The organism is Cellulomonas sp. P5_E12 (genome assembly GCF_054049315.1).
In genome coordinates this window covers 201,938-220,655 of sequence record NZ_JBFUMP010000001.1, presented here as the reverse complement: position 1 = coordinate 220,655, position 18,718 = coordinate 201,938, and the positions used below count along the sequence as shown (strand labels likewise).

The window sequence follows — 18,718 nt, the reverse complement described above, 5'->3', positions numbered from 1 at the left end:
GCGCGGGCGGGTCGTCCTGAGTACGTTGGGCCCATGACCGGCGACGATGCGTGGGCAGACCTCGAGGCGCGGGTACGGACCTGGATCGACGACGACCCCGATCCCCAGACGGCGGGCGAGCTCCGCGAGCTGCTCGACCTGGCGCGGGCCGAACCACCGACGATCGCGTCGGGCTCCGAGCCCGACCCGACGCAGCAGCAGGAGCTCGACGCTCGGTCTGCGGCCCGCGCGGAGCTCGCGGACCGGTTCAGCGGGCTGCTCCAGTTCGGCACCGCGGGACTGCGCGGGCGGCTCGGCGGCGGCCCGCACCGGATGAACCGCGCGGTCGTCATCCGCGCCGCCTCCGGCCTGGCCGACTACCTGCTCGGTGAGCTCGACGGCGTGCACCCCCGGCCCCGCGTGGTCATCGGGTACGACGCCCGGCACAAGTCCGTGGACTTCGCGCGCGACTCGGCGGCGGTGCTGACGGCGGTCGGCATCGAGGTGCTGGTCCTGCCCTCGGCACTCCCGACGCCCGTGCTGGCCTTCGCGGTCCGGCACCTCGCCGCCGACGCCGGGATCATGGTCACGGCGTCGCACAACCCGCCGCAGGACAACGGCTACAAGGTCTACCTCGGCGGTCGGGTGGTGACCGACTCCGGCCAGGGCGCGCAGATCGTGCCGCCGGCCGACGCGGCGATCGCCGCCGAGATCGCGCACGTGCCGTCGGTCGCGTCGGTCCCGCGCGCCGCGAGCGGCTGGACGATCCTCGGGCCGGAGGTCGTCGACGACTACGTCCGCAACGTCGTGGCTCTCGCGCCGACCGACGAGGCGACCCGGGCCGCCGCCAAGCGCCTGCGCATCGTGCTCACGCCGCTGCACGGCGTCGGCGGCGAGGTCGCGCAGCGCGTGCTGAACGAGGCCGGGTTCACCGACGTGCTCGTGGTGCCGGAGCAGGCCGAGCCGGACGGCGACTTCCCGAGCATCGCGTTCCCCAACCCGGAGGAGCCGGGCGCCATCGACCTGGCCATCGGCCTGGCCAGCGACGAGGGCGCCGACCTCGTGATCGCGCTGGACCCCGATGCCGACCGCTGCGGCGTCGGCGCCCAGGACCTGCGCCACCGGTCGTTCCGCGGCCCGGACACGGCCGAGGCGGAGGGTTGGCGCATCCTGCACGGCGACGAGACCGGGTCGTTGCTCGGCGCGGCCTTCGCGGCCGGCGGCGGCAACCCGAACGGGTCGTACTTCGCCAGCTCGATCGTCTCGTCGCGCCTGCTGGGCAAGATCGCGAGCGCCGCGGGCTACGGCTACGCGCAGACTCTCACGGGATTCAAGTGGATCTCCCGCGTCGACGGCCTGGTGTTCGGGTACGAGGAGGCGCTCGGCTACTGCGTCGACCCCGCGCACGTGCGCGACAAGGACGGCATCTCGGCCGCGCTGCTGGTCGCGGGCCTGGCCGCCCGGCTCAAGGCGGACGGCCGCACGGTGGTCGACGCTCTCGACGACCTCGCCCGGGTGCACGGCCTGCACCTGACCGACCAGGTCTCGGCCCGGTTCGTCGACCTGGCGCAGATCGGCGAGACCGTGCACCGCGTGCGCAACCGGCCGCCGAGATCTCTTGGCGGGTCCCGCGTGACCGAGGTGGTGGACCTGGCCGCCGGCACCGACGACGACCGCGACGGCCTGCCGCCCACCGAGGGCCTGCGCCTGCTCACGGACGACGGCACCCGCGTGATCGTGCGGCCCAGCGGCACCGAGCCCAAGGTCAAGTGCTACCTGGAGGTCGTCGTGCCCGTGGAGCCCTCGGCCGACCACAAGGCGGTCGGACGGGCCCGCACCCAGGCCCGCGCGCGGCTCGACGCGGTCGCGACAGACGTCCGGGCGGCCCTGGGTATCTAGCAGGCGAGCATCTATCGGGTCCGGGAGCAGCTCACCTGCGGCACCAGCAGGCCGGCGTCCCCGGGCGCGCTGCCCTGGAACCCGAAGGTCGTGGTCGCGCCCTCCTTCAGGCTGCCGTTGTAGTCCATGTTCTCGGCGGTCACCTGGCCGCCGCGGGTGCCCAGGCGCGCGTTCCACACGGTGGAGATCTGCTCCCCCGCGGGCATCGCCCAGGTGACGGCCCAGCCCTCCACCCCGGTGCTGCCCCCGGTGACGACGACCTGGCCCTGGAACCAGTTCTGGCCCTCCGAGGACCAGTGGTTGGTGACGGTGTAGACGGCCGCGCAGGCGCTCGCGGGCATGGGCTCCGGGGGCGCGACGCCGCCCTCGGTGGGGCTCGGGCTGGACGGCGTCGGTGCCGGCGCCGGCTGAGCCGCGGGCGGCCCCGTCGGGCTGGGCGTCGGTGTGGGGGTGGCCGGCGGCGTCGTCGGCTCCGGCGTCGGYTCGGCCGTCGGCGTGGGAGCCGCGACCCCGCTGAGGGCGAGGTCGGCGGCGGCGAAGGGTGTGGCGGCGACGTTGACGTCCGGCGTCCCCGCTCGACCGTCGCACGTGCGGGCGGGGTCGAAGCTGGCGTACGCGCCCGAGGTGCACGTGAAGTCCACGACCGCGTCCCCGGCGACGACGACCGTCCCGCCGAGCCGCGCGCCGGACCGGACCACCGCGACGTCGCGCACGACCGCGTCACCGCCGACCACGGCGCCGGCCTCCACCCACGCCCGACCCTCGATCCGGGCGTTCTCGTGCACCTGCGCGGCGCCGCGCACCACGGCGTCGGGGCCGACGAACGCCGTGGGGTCCACGGTCGCGGCGTCGTCCACCCAGCCGCCCCCGTTCGGGTGCCGGTGACCACCGGCCACCGCTGGCCCCGACGCGTCGTCCGCGACGGTCGCGCCCGACAGCCGGAACTCGTACGGGTACCGGGTGACGTCGCCGTACCCGTCGGCCGCGGCGTGCGGGCGGTGCTCGGCGGGTGTCCCTGCGACCACGAGGTACAGCTCCTGCTCCCCGGCGCGCAGCGTGAACTGGACCTCCTGGTCGAGGCTCTCCGTCACGGGGCTGTACCGGGGCGTCTCTCCGCGCAGGGCGACGAAGCCGAAGCTCAGGCCGGCGCCGGCGGCCTCGCCGTGCCCCCGCAGTCGCAGGTGGATGTCCGTGGTTCCCGGGTCCGGGGTCAGCCGCGCGATAGTGAAGCCGTAGTCGGAGGGCGCGAACGCGTCGAGCACGCGATAGTGCCCCGGGTCGCCCTCGACGCTCTCGACCGGCGTCGTCCGGTCGGCGAGCAGCACCGGGTCGAGGTCCGCGACGGCCGCCGCGATCGCGCTGCGGTCGGTGAAGTCCCAGGTGACGGTGCGCAGGGCGTACTCCGCGACGCGGCGGTTCAGGTCCGCCTGCGTGAGCCCGGTGAGCCGCTTGTACGCGGTGAGGGGGTCCTCGCCCGCCCGCGCGTCCCGCCACAGCTCCCCGAGCAGCTGCTCGCCGTCGCGCTCGGCGAGGTACTGCAGCAGGAGCCAGCTGCCGTCGCCGAGCCGCGGGCTCGACCAGTGCAGCTGTGGGCTGCGCACGAGGTCGGCGGTGCTGCCGATCCCACCGGGCGCCGCTACGGTGGCGAGGTAGGCGGCGCTGGCGGGCCAGAACGTCGCGTCATCGTCGGACGCGAAGCCGCGGCCGGGCGCGTCCAGGGCCGCGAAGCCCTGCACCACCTCGGCGAAGCCCCGGGCAAGCTCCCACGACGGGTCGAACTCCGAGCCGCCCACCGGGCCGGCCGCTGAGGTTGTGGTCGCGGACTCGTGCCCACGGGCGGTCAGCGCCGAGACGTCCACGCGCAGGAGCCCGACGCCGTCCACCACCCTGCCGGTCGCCCCGCGCGGCTGCTGCGAGAGACCGCCGGTCAGCGGGACGATCACGTCGCCCTCCGACGAGCCGGGGCCCTCCGACCACGTCCCGTCGACGACGACGACGACCTTGTGGTCGGCGATCGCCCCGTCGTCGGCCACGACGCCCAGATCGTGCACGTCGAGGGCGTACAGGGCGTCGAGCTGCGCGACGGCGCGGTCGGCGTCGAACCGGAGCGCGGCGGGAGCGTCCGACGGGTGCGCGCCGGCCAGGTCCCCCCAGGCGAGGACGACGTCGTGGCCCTCGCGGACATGGCCGCTTTTCCAGGACTCCGCCCACGCCGCGGGCACCACCAGCGACTTGGCCGGGCGCAGGTTCTGCACGACGACGGCGAGCCCGAGGCCGACCGCCAGGGCGGTCACGAGCGCGACAGCGAGCGGCGCGCCGCGTCCCCACCGACCCATGCCGTGCCCGTCCCCTCGCCATGGCCGACTGCGGCCGCCCCACTGTCTCCGACACCCCGCGGCGAGTCAATTGCGGGCCTAGCCACCGGAAGGACGATTCTGGGCGCGTGCTCATATGAGCAGAGATCACTACGAGTGTTGCGGGACGAGGGCGGGATGCCTACTGTGGAGAGGTGATCGAGTCGGACGAGCTGCTGTCCATCCGCGCAGCCGAGCTGTACTACGAGGACGACAAGACCCAGGACGAGATCGGCTCGATCCTGCGGCTCACCCGGTGGAAGGTCGGCCGGCTGCTCGCGCAGGCCAAGGCGGACGGCTTCATCCGCATCGAGATCGTGCACCCCCGCGCTCGTCGGCTGCCGATCGAGCGCCGGCTGCGCGAGACGTGCGGCCTGGCCGACGCGATCGTCGTCTCGACGGCCGGCGTCGACGACCACGACGAGCTCCAGGCGCGCGTGGCGCAGGCCGCCGCCGACTACCTCTCCACCCTGCGGCCCGCGCCCAGGACGCTCGGCATCAGCTGGGGCCGGACGCTGCACGAGATCTCGGTGCACCTCGAGGACGGCTGGGCGCCCGGCGTCGACGTCGTGCAGATCAACGGCGGCGTGAGCCTGACCCGGCGGGCCGGCACCGCGGCGACCACCGCGGTCACCATCGCGCAGAAGGGCCGGGGGCAGGCGGCGCTGCTGCCCAGCCCGGCCATCCTCGAGCGCATGGAGACCAAGCAGGCGATCGAGGCGGACCGGGCGGTCGCGGCCGTCCTCAGGCTCGCCTCGACCGCGAACGCCTACCTGTTCAGCGCGGGGCCGGCCGACGAGACGTCGGTCCTGGTGGACAGCGGCTACCTCACGGCCGCCGACGTCGCGGGGCTCGTGCGCCGGGGTGCCGTCGGCGACGTCCTCGGCAGGTACATCGACGCGGCCGGTGGCATCGTCGATACCGAGCTCGACGAGCGGACGGTCGGCCTGCCGCTCGAGAACCTCCGCGCGGCGACGCACAGCATCGCCGTCATCTCCGGCCCTACCAAGCACGCCGTCGCCGCGGCCGTCGTCGGCAGCGGACTCTGCACGGTGCTCGTCACGGACGAGGACACCGCGACCAGCCTCATCGAGAGGCAGATGAACAACGAAGGACTGCGAGGCTCAGAATGACAGGCACTCAGATCGCCCACGCCGACCGCGCGGTCGCGCTGCTCGGCGGTGAGGCGAACGACGCCAACCTGCGGCGCTACCTGCAGGGCATCCCGGGGGTCGACGCCGTCGGGCTCGAGCAGCGGGCGGCCGGCCTCGGCACGCGCTCCATCAAGACCACGTCGAAGGCGTGGGCGCTGGACCGGATCATCGGGCTCATCGACCTGACCACGCTCGAGGGTGCGGACACGCCCGGCAAGGTGCGCTCGCTCGTCGCGAAGGCCGTCACGCCCGACCCGACCGACCCGAGCTGCCCGCGCGTCGCCGCGGTGTGCGTGTACGGCGACATGGTCCCGCACGCCGTGCAGGCGCTCGGGTCCTCGCACGGGGACCCCGACCAGGGTGGCATCGCCGTGGCGGCGGTCGCGACGGCGTTCCCCAGCGGTCGCGCCTCGCGGTCGATCAAGCTGGAGGACACCAAGGACGCGGTCGAGTCGGGGGCCGACGAGATCGACATGGTCATCGACCGCGGCGCCTTCCTCGCCGGCCGCTACGGCCAGGTCTACGACGAGATCGTCGCCGTCAAGGAGGCCTGCCGCCGCACGGACGGCACCTCCGCGCACCTCAAGGTGATCCTCGAGACGGGCGAGCTGACCACCTACGACAACGTGCGCCGGGCGTCCTGGCTCGCGATCCTCGCCGGCGGCGACTTCATCAAGACGTCGACGGGCAAGGTCGCGCCCGCCGCGACGCTGCCCGTCACCCTGCTCATGCTCGAGGTCGTGCGGGACTGGTACCGGCTCAGCGGGGACAAGGTCGGCGTCAAGCCGGCGGGCGGCATCCGCGCGTCGAAGGACGCGATCAAGTACCTGGTGACAGTCGCTGAGACGGTCGGTGAGGAGTGGCTGACGCCGCACCTGTTCCGGTTCGGCGCCTCGAGCCTGCTCAACGACGTGCTGCTGCAGCGCCAGAAGATGACGACCGGCCACTACTCCGGTCCCGACTACGTGACGATCGACTGAGGGGCCTTCCAGATGTCATTCCTCGAGTACGCCCCCGCGCCCGAGTCGCAGGCGATCCTGAACCTGCGCAGCGAGTACGGCCTGTTCATCGGCGGTGAGTTCCGCGAGGGCCACGGCACGCCGTTCGCCTCGATCTCGCCGGCCACCGAGAAGCACCTCGCGACGATCGCGACCGCCGACGAGGCCGACGTGGATGCCGCCGTCGCCGCCGCCCGCAGGGCCTACGACAAGGTCTGGTCCCGGATGTCGGGCGCCGACCGCGGCAAGTACCTGTTCCGGATCGCCCGCCTGCTGCAGGAGCGCGCCCGCGAGCTCGCCGTCGCCGAGAGCCTCGACAACGGCAAGCCCATCAAGGAGTCGCGCGACGTCGACGTCCCGCTGGTCGCCGCGTGGTTCTTCTACTACGCGGGCTGGGCGGACAAGCTCGACCACGTGGGCCTCGGCGCCTCGCCCGCACCGCTGGGCGTGGCCGCGCAGGTGATCCCGTGGAACTTCCCGCTGCTCATGCTCGCGTGGAAGATCGCCCCGGCGCTGGCGGCCGGCAACACGGTCGTGCTCAAGCCGGCCGAGACCACGTCGCTGACCGCGCTGCTCTTCGCCGAGATCGTGCAGCAGGCCGACCTGCCGGCCGGCGTCGTCAACATCGTCACCGGTGCGGGCCAGACGGGCGCGACGCTCGTGGGCCACGGCGACGTGGACAAGGTCGCGTTCACCGGGTCGACGTCCGTGGGTCGAGCCATCGCGAAGCAGGTGGCCGGCACGCGCAAGAAGCTGACCCTCGAGCTGGGAGGCAAGGCGGCGAACATCGTGTTCGACGACGCCCCCATCGACCAGGCCATCGAGGGCATCGTCAACGGGATCTTCTTCAACCAGGGCCACGTGTGCTGCGCGGGCAGCCGCCTGCTGGTGCAGGAGTCGATCCACGACGAGGTGGTCGACCGGCTGAAGAACCGGCTCTCGACCCTGCGGCTGGGCGACCCGCTCGACAAGAACACCGACATCGGTGCCATCAACAGCGCGGAGCAGCTGGAGCGGATCCGGACGCTGAGCGACGTCGGAGAGGCCGAGGGTGCCGAGCGCTGGACGGCCGCCTGCACGATCCCGGAGAACGGGTTCTGGTACGCGCCGACCATCTTCACCAACGTGTCCACCAGCCACCGCATCGCCCGCGAGGAGATCTTCGGGCCGGTGCTGAGCGTGCTCACGTTCCGCACGCCGGCCGAGGCGATCGCCAAGGCCAACAACACGCCGTACGGCCTGTCCGCCGGCATCTGGACCGACAAGGGCAGCCGCATCCTCGCGGTCGCGGACAAGCTCCGCGCGGGCGTCGTCTGGGCCAACACGTTCAACCGGTTCGACCCGTCCAGCCCCTTCGGCGGTTACAAGGAGTCCGGGTACGGCCGCGAGGGCGGCCGGCACGGCATCGCCGCGTACCTCAAGAACGGAGCCGCCAAGTGAGCCGCCTGGCCGTGCCCAAGACGTACAAGCTCTACATCGGCGGGGCGTTCCCGCGCAGCGAGTCCGGCCGGACCTACGAGATCGTCGGGGCCAAGGGGTCGTTCCTGGCCAACGCGGCCAAGGCGTCCCGCAAGGACGCCCGCGACGCGGTCGTCGCCGCGCGCGGTGCGGTCGGCGGCTGGTCGGGCGCGACCGCGTACAACCGCGGTCAGGTGCTCTACCGCGTCGCCGAGATCCTCGAGGGGCGTCGGGCGCAGTTCGTCGCCGAGATCGTCGACGCCGAGGGTGTCTCGAACGCGGTCGCGACCGCGCAGGTCGACGCGGCCATCGACCGCTGKGTCTGGTACGCGGGCTGGTGCGACAAGTACGCGCAGGTGGCCGGCAACGCCAACCCGGTGGCCGGGCCGTACTTCAACATCTCGGTCCCGGAGCCCACGGGCGTCGTCGCGATCATCGCGCCGCAGGACTCGTCGCTGCTCGGCCTGGTGTCCGCGGTGGCGCCCGCCCTCGTCGGCGGCAACACGGTCGTCGTCGTCGCCAGCGAGAAGCTGCCGCTCTCGGCGATCAGCCTGGCCGAGGTGCTCGCGACGAGCGACGTGCCCAAGGGCGTCGTCAACGTGCTCACGGGCTCCCCGGCCGAGATCGCGCCGTGGCTGGCCAGCCACGCCGACGTCAACGCGCTCGACCTGGTGGGTGCCGGCGACCTCGACTGGATCGACCTGCAGATCGCGGCGGCCGACACGCTCAAGCGCGTCCTGCCACCGGAGAACGGGCCGGATGCCGCGGCGCCCTCCCTGGACCGGATCACCGCCTTCTCCGAGACGAAGACGGTGTGGCACACGAAGGGCCTGATCTAGTCATCACGCAGGCCCGCACCCGGCGCGGGTGCGGGCCTGCGTGATGCTCAGGCGCGGTGCCTGCTGCCGCGGGCGGTGGCGTACGCGGGCAGCAGCACCTGCTCGATGAGCGCCATCCGCTCGTCGTGGTGCAAGAACGTGTGCTGGGCCGCGGTGACCGCGACGTCGCGCAGGTCGGCGAGCGTCCAGCCGGCCTCCTCGACCAGGAGCGTCAGCTCGCGGGTCAGCGACGTGCCGGACTGGAGGCGGTTGTCGGTGTTGACCGTGACCGCGAAGCCGAGCTCCTTGAGCTTGGTGATCGGGTGTGCGGCCACCGACTCGGCGGCGCCGGTCTGCACGTTCGAGGACGGGCACAGCTCGAGCGGGATGCGCTGGTCGCGGACCCAGTGGGCGAGCCTGCCGAGCTTGTCGCCCAGCTCGTCGGCCGTGACGTCGTCGATCAGCCGCACGCCGTGGCCGATGCGGCTGGCGTGGGCCACGTGCAGGGCCTCCGCGATCGACTCCAGGCCGGCCGCCTCGCCCGCGTGCACCGTCGCCGGGAAGTCGGCGTTCTCGAGGGTGGCGAAGGCCGTGGCCTGCCGCGACGGCGGGAAGCCGATCTCGGCGCCGGCGATGTCGAAGCCGACCACGCCGTTGTCGCGGTTCTCCAGGGCCAGCGCGGCGATCTCGTCGCCCCGGTCGGCGTGCCGCATGGCGGTGATCAGGGTGCCGATGCGGATCGAGCGTCCCTGCGACGCCGCCTCGGCGATGCCCTCGGCGAAGCCGGCCTGCACGGCGTCGACCACCTGCTGCAGGCTGAGCCCCTTGCTGAGGTGCTGCTCGGGCGCGTAGCGCTGCTCGGCGTAGACCACGCCGTCCGCGGCGAGGTCGAGGACTGACTCGCGCGCCACCCGGCGCAGGCCGTCCTCGGTCTGCATCACCGCGACGGTGTGGTCGAAGGTCTCGAGGTAGCGCACCAGGGTCCCGGAGCTCGCCGCCTCGACGAACCAGCGACCCAGCTCGTCGGCGTCCGTGGACGGCAGCTCGTAGCCGATCTCGGCGGCCAGCTCGATGATGGTCGAGGGGCGCAGGCCCCCGTCGAGGTGGTCGTGCAGCACGACCTTGGGCAGTCCGGGGATCAGTGCGACGAGCGACGCCACGGCGTCGGTGACCTCGGGCGCGTCGGTGGCCTCGGGCGTGTCGGAGGGGGACGTCATGGCCTCACCGTAGCGGGACGAACCGCCCGGGGCTGTGTCAGCCGAGGGAGCCGGCGTCGGCCCCGTCGTCGTCCGGCACCTCGGAGTCCTGCTCGACCACGTCCGCCTCGTCCGCGCGGCCGTCCCGGTCGGCGCGGGCGAACTCCGGCTCGTACTCCTCCGGGTCCACGGCGTCGTCGGCGGCATCGCCGAGGCGGCGGGGCTCGTCCGGGTCGACCGGGGCCAGGCCGTCATCCCGCCACGCGTCGTCCCCCCGCACCGTGCTCATGCCACCATCGTCCCCCCGTCGCGGCCGGGTGGCGAGGGGTCAGGCGTCGATGCGGTCGATCACCAGCGGCCGTACCGGCACGGGTGTGCCGGCGGGTGCGACGACGACCGCGCCGGCGAGCGCCTCGCGCGCGCGGCCGAACCGCTCGGGCGTGTCGGTGTGCAGCGTCAGGAGCGGCTGCCCGGCCCGCACCGCGTCTCCCGGCTTCGCGTGCAGCTCGACCCCGGCACCGGCCTGCACCGGGTCCTCCTTGCGGGCGCGCCCCGCCCCGAGCCGCCAGGCGGCGATCCCGACCGCGTAGGCGTCCAGCTCGGTGAGCACGCCGTCGGCCTCGGCCAGCACCTGCTCCGTCTCGCGGGCCACCGGGAGCGTGGCGTCGGGGTCGCCGCCCTGGGCGGCGATCATCCGCTTCCACGCGTCCATGGCCCGACCGTCCCGCAGGGCGGCCTCGACGTCGTCGGACGGCCGCCCGGCCGCCGCGAGCATCTCGCGCGCCAGCGCGACCGTGAGCTCGACGACGTCCGCCGGTCCCCCGCCGGCCAGCACCTCGACCGACTCGCGGACCTCGAGCGCGTTGCCCGCGGTGAGCCCCAGCGGCGTCGACATGTCGGTGAGCAGCGCCACCGTCTTCACGCCCGCGTCGGTGCCGAGCGCGACCATCGTGCGGGCGAGCTCGCGGGCCCGGTCTACGTCCTTCATGAACGCGCCGGAGCCCACCTTGACGTCGAGCACCAGGGCGCCCGTGCCCTCGGCGATCTTCTTGCTCATGATCGAGCTGGCGATCAGCGGGATGGCCTCGACGGTCCCCGTGACGTCGCGCAGCGCGTAGAGCTTGCGGTCGGCGGGCGCGAGGCCCGAGCCGGCCTGGCAGATGACCGCGCCGACGTCGTCCAGCTGCGCCATCATCTCGTCGTTGCTCAGGGCGGCCCGCCAGCCGGGGATCGACTCGAGCTTGTCGAGCGTGCCGCCCGTGTGGCCCAGCCCGCGGCCCGACAGCTGCGGCACCGCGACGCCGAAGACGGCCACCAGCGGGGCCAGGGGCAGCGTGATCTTGTCGCCCACGCCGCCGGTCGAGTGCTTGTCCGCCGTCGGGCGCGACAGCCCCGAGAAGTCCATCCGCTCGCCGCTCGCGATCATCGCGGCGGTCCAGCGGGCGATCTCGGCGCGGTCCATCCCGTTGAGCAGGATCGCCATGTTGAGTGCCGACATCTGCTCCTCGGCCACGACCCCGCGCGTGTAGGCGTCGATGACCCAGTCGATCTGCGCGTCGGACAGGCGGTGCCCGTCGCGCTTGGTGACGATGACGTCCACGGCGTCGAAGCTCTCCGTGCTCATGCGCGTTCCTCCAGGTCAGCCGGGCCGAACGCGTCGGGGAGCACCTCGGTCATCGGCTTCACGCCGTGCGTCGTCTCCACCAGCAGTCGCGCTCCCCCGTGCTCCCAGAGCAGCTGCCGGCACCGGCCGCACGGCATGAGCACGTTGCCGTGCTTGTCCACGCACGTGAACGCCACGAGGCGGCCACCGCCCGAGACGTGCAGGCCGGAGACCAGCGCGCACTCCGCGCACAGCGTCACCCCGTACGAGGCGTTCTCGACGTTGCAGCCGACGACCACCCGCCCGTCGTCGACCAGCGCGGCGGCGCCGACCGGGAAGTTCGAGTAGGGCGCGTACGCGCGGTGCATGACGTCCGTGGCGGCCGCCTTCAGGGCAACCCAGTCGATGTCCACAGGAACACTCACTTCGTGTAGGGGATGCCCTCGGCGGCCGGCGGGCGCACCCGTCCGACGAGCCCCGCGACGGCGAAGATCGTCACGATGTAGGGCGTCATCAGCATGATCTGGCTGGGGATCGGGGTCTGGATGATGCTCAGCTGCAGCTGCAGGTTGTTGGCGAAGCCGAATAGCAGCGCAGCAGCGAGGGCGCCCTTGGGGCTCCAGCGGCCCAGGATCATGGCGGCGAGCGCGATGTACCCCTTGCCGTTGGTCATCTCCTTGCCAAAGGCCAGCCCCGCCGCGACCGTGAAGAACGCGCCACCGAGCCCGGCGACCGCACCGCCGAGGACCGTGGAGCGCAGCCGGGTCCGGTTGACCTTGATGCCCACGGTGTCCGCGGCCTTGGGGTGCTCGCCGACCGACCGCAGGCGCAGGCCCCAGCGGGACCGGAACACCATGATCTGCAGCACGACCACGACGACGTACATGATGTAGACGAGCGCGGTCTGACGGAACAGGACCGGGCCGATGATCGGGATCTGGGAGAGCACCGGGATGCTGATCACGGGCAGCCCGGGCGGGCTGTTCCAGGTGTCCGGGTTCTGCTTGAGCACGGTGGAGAACAGGTAGCTGGTCACGCCGATCACCAGCACGTTGAGCACGACGCCGACGATGATCTGGTTGACCACGTACTTGATCGCGAAGAGCACCAGCAGCAGGCCGACGAGCGCGCCGGCGATCGGTGCGGCGATGAGGCCCGCATAGGCGCTGCCGGTCAGGGTCGCGACGACGGCGGCGAGGAACGCACCGCCCAGCAGCTGCCCCTCGATGGCGATGTTGATGATGCCGGACCGCTCGCACAGCAGGCCGGCGAGGGCGCCGAACACCAGCGGGATCGCCAGGAACAGCGAGCCCTGCAGCAGGCCCGTGAGCGGCAGGCCGCTCGTCTTGCCGGCGACGGCCCAGACCAGGAAAGCGAACACCATGAGCACGCCGTAGGTGATCGGGAGCCACGGACCGACCTTGCGGCGCTGCCGGGTGGCATTGAACGACACGCCCGCGAGCACGAGGGCGGCGACGCACAGGACGATCGCGGTCGCCTTCGACGGCACGGAGAACGGGTCGAACTGGATGAAGTCCTTGGACGTCGAGATCGAGAAGGTGCTGACGTCGCCGCTCTTGCCGAGGAGTCCGAACACGATCAGGCCGAGCAGGGCCACGACGCCGTAGGCGATCGGTGCGTGCCACTTGATCGGGGGCAGGACGGGTTCGGCGGCCGACCGGGCCGGGGCCGGGGAGTCGATCGTGGGGGCGCTCACGCGCTGACCTCCTTCGCGGCGACGGGGACGACGGGCTTCGGTGCGCGTGGCGTGTCCGGGGACGGCAGCCGGAACACCGCCCGGACCAGCGGCGGGGCCGCGATGAACAGGACGATGAGCGACTGCACGACGAGCACGATGTCGATCGGGGTCCCGGTGCGTGCCTGCATGACCACGCCGCCGGCACGCAGCGCGCCGAACAGGATGCCCGCGAACACCGTGCCCAGGGGCTTGGACCGGCCGAGCAGCGCGACCGTGATGGCGTCGAACCCGTAGCTCGCCGCGACGCCGGCCGTGAGCACCCGCTCGGTGCCCAGCACCTGCGCCGACCCGGCGAGACCGGCGAGGGCACCGGCCGTGAGCATGACCCAGACGTAGGTCGAGTTCACCGAGATGCCGGCCGTCCGCGCCGCGTTCGGGTTGGACCCCACCGCGCGCCACCGGAAGCCGATGGTCGAGCGCTCCATGAGCCACCACGTGAACACCGCGGCGGCGATGGCCACGAGGAAGCCGGCGTGCAGGCGATAGCCCTCGCCCAGGAGCAGCGGGTAGGCCGCGCTGTCGGGGATGGGTGGGCTGACCGGGTTGTTGCTGCCCGGGCGCTGGAACGCGTCGAGGCTCAGCAGGTACGCCACCAGGTAGACGGCGATGTTGTTGAGCATGATCGTCACGATGACCTCGTGCGCACCGGTGCGCGCCTTGAGCACGCCCGCGATGCCCGCCCACAGAGCACCACCGAGCGCCGCGCCGATGACGCATAGCAGCAGGTGCAGGGGGAAGGGGAGGTCGAACGTGAACCCGATGAACCCGGCGAAGATGCCACCGAGGATGATCTGGCCCTGCGCACCGATGTTGAACAGCCCGGCGCGGAACCCGATCCCCAGGCCGAGGCCGGCGAGGATCAGGGGCGTCGCCACGGTCAGGGTCTCGGTGAGCGGCCGGATGGCGCGCGCGAACGTCTCCGCCCGCGGGTCGTAGATCGCGCCGGCGAACAGCGCCTTGTAGGCCTCGGAGACCGCGGTCCACGCCGCCGAGATCAGGTCGCCCGGCTTCGCGAAGAAGTACTGGGCCGCCGCCTGGACCTCGGCGTCGGCCGCGGCGATGAGCAGCCCGCCGAGGATCAGGGCCAGGACGACCGCGAGCACCGAGACGAGCCAGCTGCTCGAGAGCATCTCGTGCAGGATCCGGCGGCCACCGTCGGACTGGTCGGGCTCCTCGGTCGTCGGCTCGACGACACCGGTCTGTCCCGGCGGCGGCACCTGCGCGTCGGGCAGCGGGTCCGGCGTCTGGCTGCTCACAGCTCCTCCTGGGGGAACGTCGGGGCGGAGGTCGGCGCGCCGGGTACGTCGGTCTCGAGGTCGAGCTCGCCGAGGGTGGTGTGGTGCTCGGTCGCCTGCCGCACGGCATCGTCGAGGGGCACGCCGGCCATCATCAGGCCGAGCACGTCACGGTCGGTGCCTCCGGGCACGTCGCCGACGATGCGGCCGCGGTACATCACGAGGATGCGGTCGGCGAGCGCCAGCACCTCGTCCAGCTCCGTCGACACGATGATCACCGGGGTCCCGCTGTCGCGCTCCTGCACGATCCGGGTGTGCACGAACTCGATCGACCCGACGTCGAGGCCGCGGGTGGGCTGCGAGGCGATGAGCAGGCGCAGCGGCCGGGACATCTCCCGCGCCAGCACGACCTTCTGCTGGTTGCCGCCGGACAGGGTGCTCGCGTGGGCGTCGATCGACCCGGTGCGCACGTCGAACTCGGCGATCCGCCGCTCGGCGTTCTCCCGGACCGCGGCGGCCCGGAGGGCGACGCCCCGGGAGAAGGGCTCGTGGCGGTGCAGGTCGAGGATGAGGTTCTCCGCGATGGAGAAGTCGGCGATGACGCCGTCCGTGGACCGGTCCTCGGGCACGAACCCGAGGCCGGCGTCGAGCACCTCGCGCACCGACCGGCCGACCAGCTCGACGCCGTCCAGCTGCACCGAGCCGGCCACGGGCGTCTGCAGGCCGAGCATGACCTCGGTGAGCTCCGTCTGGCCGTTGCCCTGCACGCCGGCGATCGCGACGATCTCCCCACGTGCGACGTCGAACGACACGTCGTCGATCTGCCGCACACCGGCCTCGTCGATGACCGTGAGGTTGCGCACCTGGACGGTGGCCTCGCCCGGCACGGCCGCGCTGCGCGCGACGCCCAGCTCGACCGAGCGGCCCACCATGAGGGAGGCCAGCTCGGTCTCGGAGCTGGTGGGCTCGGCGGTGCCGACGACCTTGCCGCGCCGGATGACGGTGATGCGGTCCGCGACCGCGCGGACCTCGCGCAGCTTGTGCGTGATGAAGACGATCGAGGTGCCCGACTCCTTGAGCTGGCGCATGATCGCGATGAGCTCGTCGGTCTCCTGCGGCGTGAGCACGGCGGTGGGCTCGTCGAGGATGAGGACCTTGGCGTGGCGCGAGAGCGCCTTGATGATCTCGACGCGCTGCTGGACGCCGACCGGCAGGTCCTCGATGTAGGCGTCGGGGTCGACGTGGAACCCGAACTGGTCGGAGATCTCCTTGACCCGGCGGCGCGCCTCGGGCAGGTCGATGAGGCCGCCGCCGCGCACCGGCTCGTGCCCGAGCACGACGTTCTCGGCGACCGTGAACACGGGCACGAGCATGAAGTGCTGGTGGACCATGCCGATCCCGGCGCCCATGGCGTCGCCCGGACCGGCGAAGGTGACGGGGACGTCGTCGACGAGGATCTGGCCGTCATCCGGGTCGTACAACCCGTACAGGACGTTCATCAGCGTGCTCTTGCCGGCACCGTTCTCCCCGAGCAGCGCGTGGATCTCACCGGGCTCCACGACGAGGTCGATGTGGTCGTTGGCGACCAGAGACCCGAAGGTCTTCGTGATGCCCTGCAGCTCCAGCTTCACCGGTGGGCTCCTTCGAGGTCGCGCGTTCTCAGACACTATCCATCCGTCCGGCAGGCACGCGTGCCGGACAGGCCGACGGCCCGGGCACGTGGCCCGGGCCGTCGTCCTTGCGTCGTGCGTCAGATCACTTCGGCGAGGCGTCCGACTCGACGACGATGTCGCCCGAGATGATCGCGGCCTTGAGCTCCTCGACCTTCGCCTTGACCTCGTCCGAGACCTTCGAGTCGAAGTCGTGGAACGGCGCCAGGCCGAGGCCCTCGTTCTCCAGCGTGCCGACGTACGGGTCGGAGCTGAACTTGTCGTCCACGGCCTCGCTGATCGTGTCGAAGACGGCCGGGCCGATCTCCTTCATGACCGAGGTGAGGACGATGGGGCCGTACTCCGTCGTCTCGAACCAGTCGGCGTCGACACCCACGATGGCGACGTTGCCGGCCGCCTGGGCGACCGACGCGGTGCCCAGACCGACCGGGCCGGCGACGGGCATGATGATGTCCGCGCCCTGGTCGATGAAGGACTGGCCGATGTTCTTGCCGTCGTCCTGGCTGTCGAAGTTGCCGGCGAAGACGCCGGTCTGCGCCGCCTTGTCCCAGCCGAGGAGCTGGACGGACTTGCCGTTGTCCTCGTTGTACTTGGCGATGCCGTCCGCGAAGCCGTCCATGAAGATCGTGACGGACGGGATCTGGATGCCACCGAACGTCGCGACCTTGCCGGTCGTCGACTGCGCCGCGGCCACGTAGCCCGCGAGGTAGGCCGACTGCGCCGTGTCGAAGAGGATCGGCTTGGCGTTGTCGAGCGTGACGGGCTTGAAGTCAGCGTCCGAGAAGGAGCTGTCGACGAGCGCGAACTTGATGTCCGGGTTCGCCTCGGCGGCCGTCTGGATCGGGTCCTCGAGCAGGAAGCCGACGCCGATGATCAGGTTGCAGTTCTCGGCGACGAGGCTGTCGATGTTGGGCGTGTAGTCGGTGTCGGCGCTCGACTCGACGTGCGCCTCCGTGATCCCGAGCTCGTCCTTGGCCTTCATGAGGCCCTCGAAGCCGGCCTGGTTGAACGACTTGTCGTCGAAGCCACCGGCGTCCGAGACCATGCAGGCCTTGAAGTCGACGGTCGCGGCGGAGGACTCTCCGCTGCCGGCCGTCTCGTTGTCCTCGGGGGCACTGCCACACGCGGCAAGCGCGAGGGCGACCGCCCCGCCGAGCGCGGCCACTCGAATGATCTTCTTCACGCGACTCTCCTGAATCTCGTCAGCAGCCGGTCCGGCTGGGCCGACCGTGCGGGTTGGCACGACGGTGTGCCACCACATGGCTGGGGCTGCCCGGCATTGATGGTCGGACCCTAACGAGCGCAACGTGTCGCGCAGGTTACCGCTGGGTATCTGCGCAGGTTCCGTTACCGACTTGGTATGTCGGCCCAGGTGACGGACGTGTCGTCTCAACCAGCGAGAAAGGCGGCGCGGGCCAGGAGCAGCGCGCCGACCTCCACCGCGCGCTCGTCCACCCGTAGGTCGCCCTGGTGGATGTCGAAGGTGTGCCCGCCCGGCGTGCGCGTCCCGAGCCGGGCCATCGCGCCGGGCACCTTGGTGAGGTACCAGGCGAAGTCCTCCCCGCCGAGCGACTGCTCGGTGAGCAGCACCGACCCCGGACCCAGCACGTCGCGCGCGGCCGCCTCGAGCACGCCGGTCGCGTGCTCGGCGTTCTCGACCGGCGGGACGCCGCGGTGGTGCCGCACGTCCACGGTCACACCGAGCGGCGCGACGACCTGCTCGACCGCGGCGTGGAAGACCTCCGACGCCTTCTCCCAGGCGCGGACGTCGAGGCAGCGCAACGTGCCCTTCACGACGCCGGTCGCCGGGATCGCGTTGTGCGCGGCGCCCGCCTGGACGGCGCCCCACGTCAGGTTGACGCCGGAGCGAGGGTCCAGCCGGCGGCCCAGGATGGCCGGCACCTGCGTGATGACCTGACCGAGCGCGTAGACGACGTCGCCGGTGAGGTGCGGCCGCGAGGTATGCCCGCCGGGACCGGAGATCGTGACCGTGACCTCGTCGCTGGCGGACGTGATGGGCCCGATGCGCGTGCCCACCTGGCCGACGTCCACCTTGGGGTCGCAGTGGAAGGCGTAGATCTGTCCGACCCCGTCGAGGCCGCCGGCGGCCACCACGTCGAGCGCACCCCCGGGCTGCACCTCCTCGGCGGGCTGGAAGATCAGCCGGACGCCCGTGGTGAGCTCGTCGGCCACCTGCGCGAGCGCGAGTCCCGCACCCAGCACCGCGGCGGTGTGCACATCGTGTCCGCACGCGTGGGTCACACCGCGGACCGTCGAGGCCCACGGCACCCCGCTCGTGTCCTGCACGGGCAGGGCGTCGAGGTCCGCCCGCAGGGCGACCCGCTTGCGCCCGGTCGCCGTCGGGCTCGGCCCGAGGTCGCAGACCAGGCCGCTGCCCGGCAGCAGCTCGGGCTCGAGCCCGGCCGCGCGCAGCCGCTCCGCGACGAGCTTGGTGGTCCGGACCTCCGTGCGACCCAGCTCGGGGTGGGCGTGGATGTCGCGCCGGACGGCGACGAGCTCGTCGCGCAGGTCCGCCACCAGCGCGGCGAGCCGCGCCGAGAGCGGCTCGACCGGGTCGGGCCGGAGGCTGGTCAG

General features: G+C 72.4%; 15 protein-coding genes. 5 read left to right on the top strand and 10 right to left on the bottom strand.

The window, feature by feature from the left end; translation table 11 throughout:
• The first annotated feature begins 33 nt into the window (after positions 1-33).
• The gene (locus ACXJKA_RS00975) at positions 34-1,878 is read left to right on the top strand and encodes a phospho-sugar mutase (protein WP_456823286.1); all 1,845 of its coding nucleotides are present in this window, start codon (positions 34-36) and stop codon (positions 1,876-1,878) included.
• Between the two features lie 11 nt (positions 1,879-1,889).
• On the opposite strand, the gene ACXJKA_RS00970 is transcribed toward ACXJKA_RS00975, so the two are convergent.
• Complete coding sequence (locus ACXJKA_RS00970) at positions 1,890-4,214, bottom strand: DUF6055 domain-containing protein (RefSeq protein WP_456823285.1); 2,325 nt, start codon at positions 4,212-4,214, stop codon at positions 1,890-1,892.
• Positions 4,215-4,387: 173 nt separating this feature from the next.
• Here ACXJKA_RS00970 and ACXJKA_RS00965 point away from each other — a divergent pair, with 173 nt between their 5' ends.
• Genes ACXJKA_RS00965 through ACXJKA_RS00950 form a run of 4 tightly spaced genes read left to right on the top strand, consistent with a single transcriptional unit; the run spans position 4,388 to position 8,681 of the window.
• On the top strand, positions 4,388-5,365 hold the full coding sequence (locus ACXJKA_RS00965) for a sugar-binding transcriptional regulator (RefSeq protein WP_456823284.1): 978 nt from the start codon (positions 4,388-4,390) through the stop codon (positions 5,363-5,365).
• Positions 5,362-6,366, top strand: a complete 1,005-nt coding sequence (gene deoC / locus ACXJKA_RS00960) for a deoxyribose-phosphate aldolase (protein ID WP_456823283.1) — start codon at positions 5,362-5,364, stop codon at positions 6,364-6,366. Before ACXJKA_RS00965 ends, deoC begins: the two co-directional genes overlap by 4 nt.
• Before the next feature lie 12 nt (positions 6,367-6,378).
• On the top strand, positions 6,379-7,824 hold the full coding sequence (locus ACXJKA_RS00955) for an aldehyde dehydrogenase family protein (RefSeq protein WP_456823282.1): 1,446 nt from the start codon (positions 6,379-6,381) through the stop codon (positions 7,822-7,824).
• Positions 7,821-8,681 (top strand): aldehyde dehydrogenase family protein, encoded by an 861-nt coding sequence (locus ACXJKA_RS00950; RefSeq protein WP_456823281.1) that lies wholly within the window; start codon positions 7,821-7,823, stop codon positions 8,679-8,681. Before ACXJKA_RS00955 ends, ACXJKA_RS00950 begins: the two co-directional genes overlap by 4 nt.
• Positions 8,682-8,728: 47 nt before the next feature.
• Here ACXJKA_RS00950 and ACXJKA_RS00945 read toward each other — a convergent pair whose 3' ends face one another.
• The 9 genes from ACXJKA_RS00945 to ACXJKA_RS00905 all read right to left on the bottom strand — a co-directional run bounded on the left by ACXJKA_RS00945 (position 8,729) and on the right by ACXJKA_RS00905 (position 18,718).
• On the bottom strand, positions 8,729-9,877 hold the full coding sequence (locus ACXJKA_RS00945; RefSeq protein WP_456823280.1) for an adenosine deaminase: 1,149 nt from the start codon (positions 9,875-9,877) through the stop codon (positions 8,729-8,731).
• Between the two features lie 37 nt (positions 9,878-9,914).
• Entirely contained in the window at positions 9,915-10,145 is a 231-nt protein-coding gene (locus tag ACXJKA_RS00940; protein ID WP_456823279.1) for a hypothetical protein, read from the bottom strand.
• A 39-nt stretch (positions 10,146-10,184) separates the two neighbouring features.
• On the bottom strand, positions 10,185-11,480 hold the full coding sequence (locus ACXJKA_RS00935) for a thymidine phosphorylase (protein ID WP_456823278.1): 1,296 nt from the start codon (positions 11,478-11,480) through the stop codon (positions 10,185-10,187).
• Positions 11,477-11,884, bottom strand: coding sequence for a cytidine deaminase (locus ACXJKA_RS00930; RefSeq protein WP_456823277.1), 408 nt, complete (start codon positions 11,882-11,884; stop codon positions 11,477-11,479). The genes ACXJKA_RS00935 and ACXJKA_RS00930 overlap by 4 nt, the downstream gene beginning before the upstream one ends.
• A complete protein-coding gene (locus tag ACXJKA_RS00925; protein WP_456823276.1) occupies positions 11,881-13,176 on the bottom strand; it encodes an ABC transporter permease in 1,296 nt (431 codons plus the stop codon). Before ACXJKA_RS00925 ends, ACXJKA_RS00930 begins: the two co-directional genes overlap by 4 nt.
• Entirely contained in the window at positions 13,173-14,474 is a 1,302-nt protein-coding gene (locus ACXJKA_RS00920; protein WP_456823275.1) for an ABC transporter permease, read from the bottom strand. Before ACXJKA_RS00920 ends, ACXJKA_RS00925 begins: the two co-directional genes overlap by 4 nt.
• Complete coding sequence (locus ACXJKA_RS00915; RefSeq protein WP_456823274.1) at positions 14,471-16,084, bottom strand: ABC transporter ATP-binding protein; 1,614 nt, start codon at positions 16,082-16,084, stop codon at positions 14,471-14,473. Before ACXJKA_RS00915 ends, ACXJKA_RS00920 begins: the two co-directional genes overlap by 4 nt.
• A 124-nt stretch (positions 16,085-16,208) precedes the next feature.
• Positions 16,209-17,306, bottom strand: a complete 1,098-nt coding sequence (locus ACXJKA_RS00910; protein ID WP_456823273.1) for a BMP family lipoprotein — start codon at positions 17,304-17,306, stop codon at positions 16,209-16,211.
• A 206-nt stretch (positions 17,307-17,512) separates the two neighbouring features.
• The gene (locus ACXJKA_RS00905) at positions 17,513-18,718 is read right to left on the bottom strand and encodes an amidohydrolase (RefSeq protein WP_456823374.1); all 1,206 of its coding nucleotides are present in this window, start codon (positions 18,716-18,718) and stop codon (positions 17,513-17,515) included.

Bases quoted from the DNA above. Each gene is read 5' to 3' on its own strand.
- ACXJKA_RS00975 (WP_456823286.1), top strand. From the start codon at position 34: ATGACCGGCGACGATGCGTGGGCAGACCTCGAGGCGCGGGTACGGACC.
- deoC (WP_456823283.1), top strand. From the start codon at position 5,362: ATGACAGGCACTCAGATCGCCCACGCCGACCGCGCGGTCGCGCTGCTC.
- ACXJKA_RS00955 (WP_456823282.1), top strand. From the start codon at position 6,379: ATGTCATTCCTCGAGTACGCCCCCGCGCCCGAGTCGCAGGCGATCCTG.
- ACXJKA_RS00945 (WP_456823280.1), bottom strand. From the start codon at position 9,877: ATGACGTCCCCCTCCGACACGCCCGAGGCCACCGACGCGCCCGAGGTC.
- ACXJKA_RS00940 (WP_456823279.1), bottom strand. From the start codon at position 10,145: ATGAGCACGGTGCGGGGGGACGACGCGTGGCGGGATGACGGCCTGGCC.
- ACXJKA_RS00935 (WP_456823278.1), bottom strand. From the start codon at position 11,480: ATGAGCACGGAGAGCTTCGACGCCGTGGACGTCATCGTCACCAAGCGC.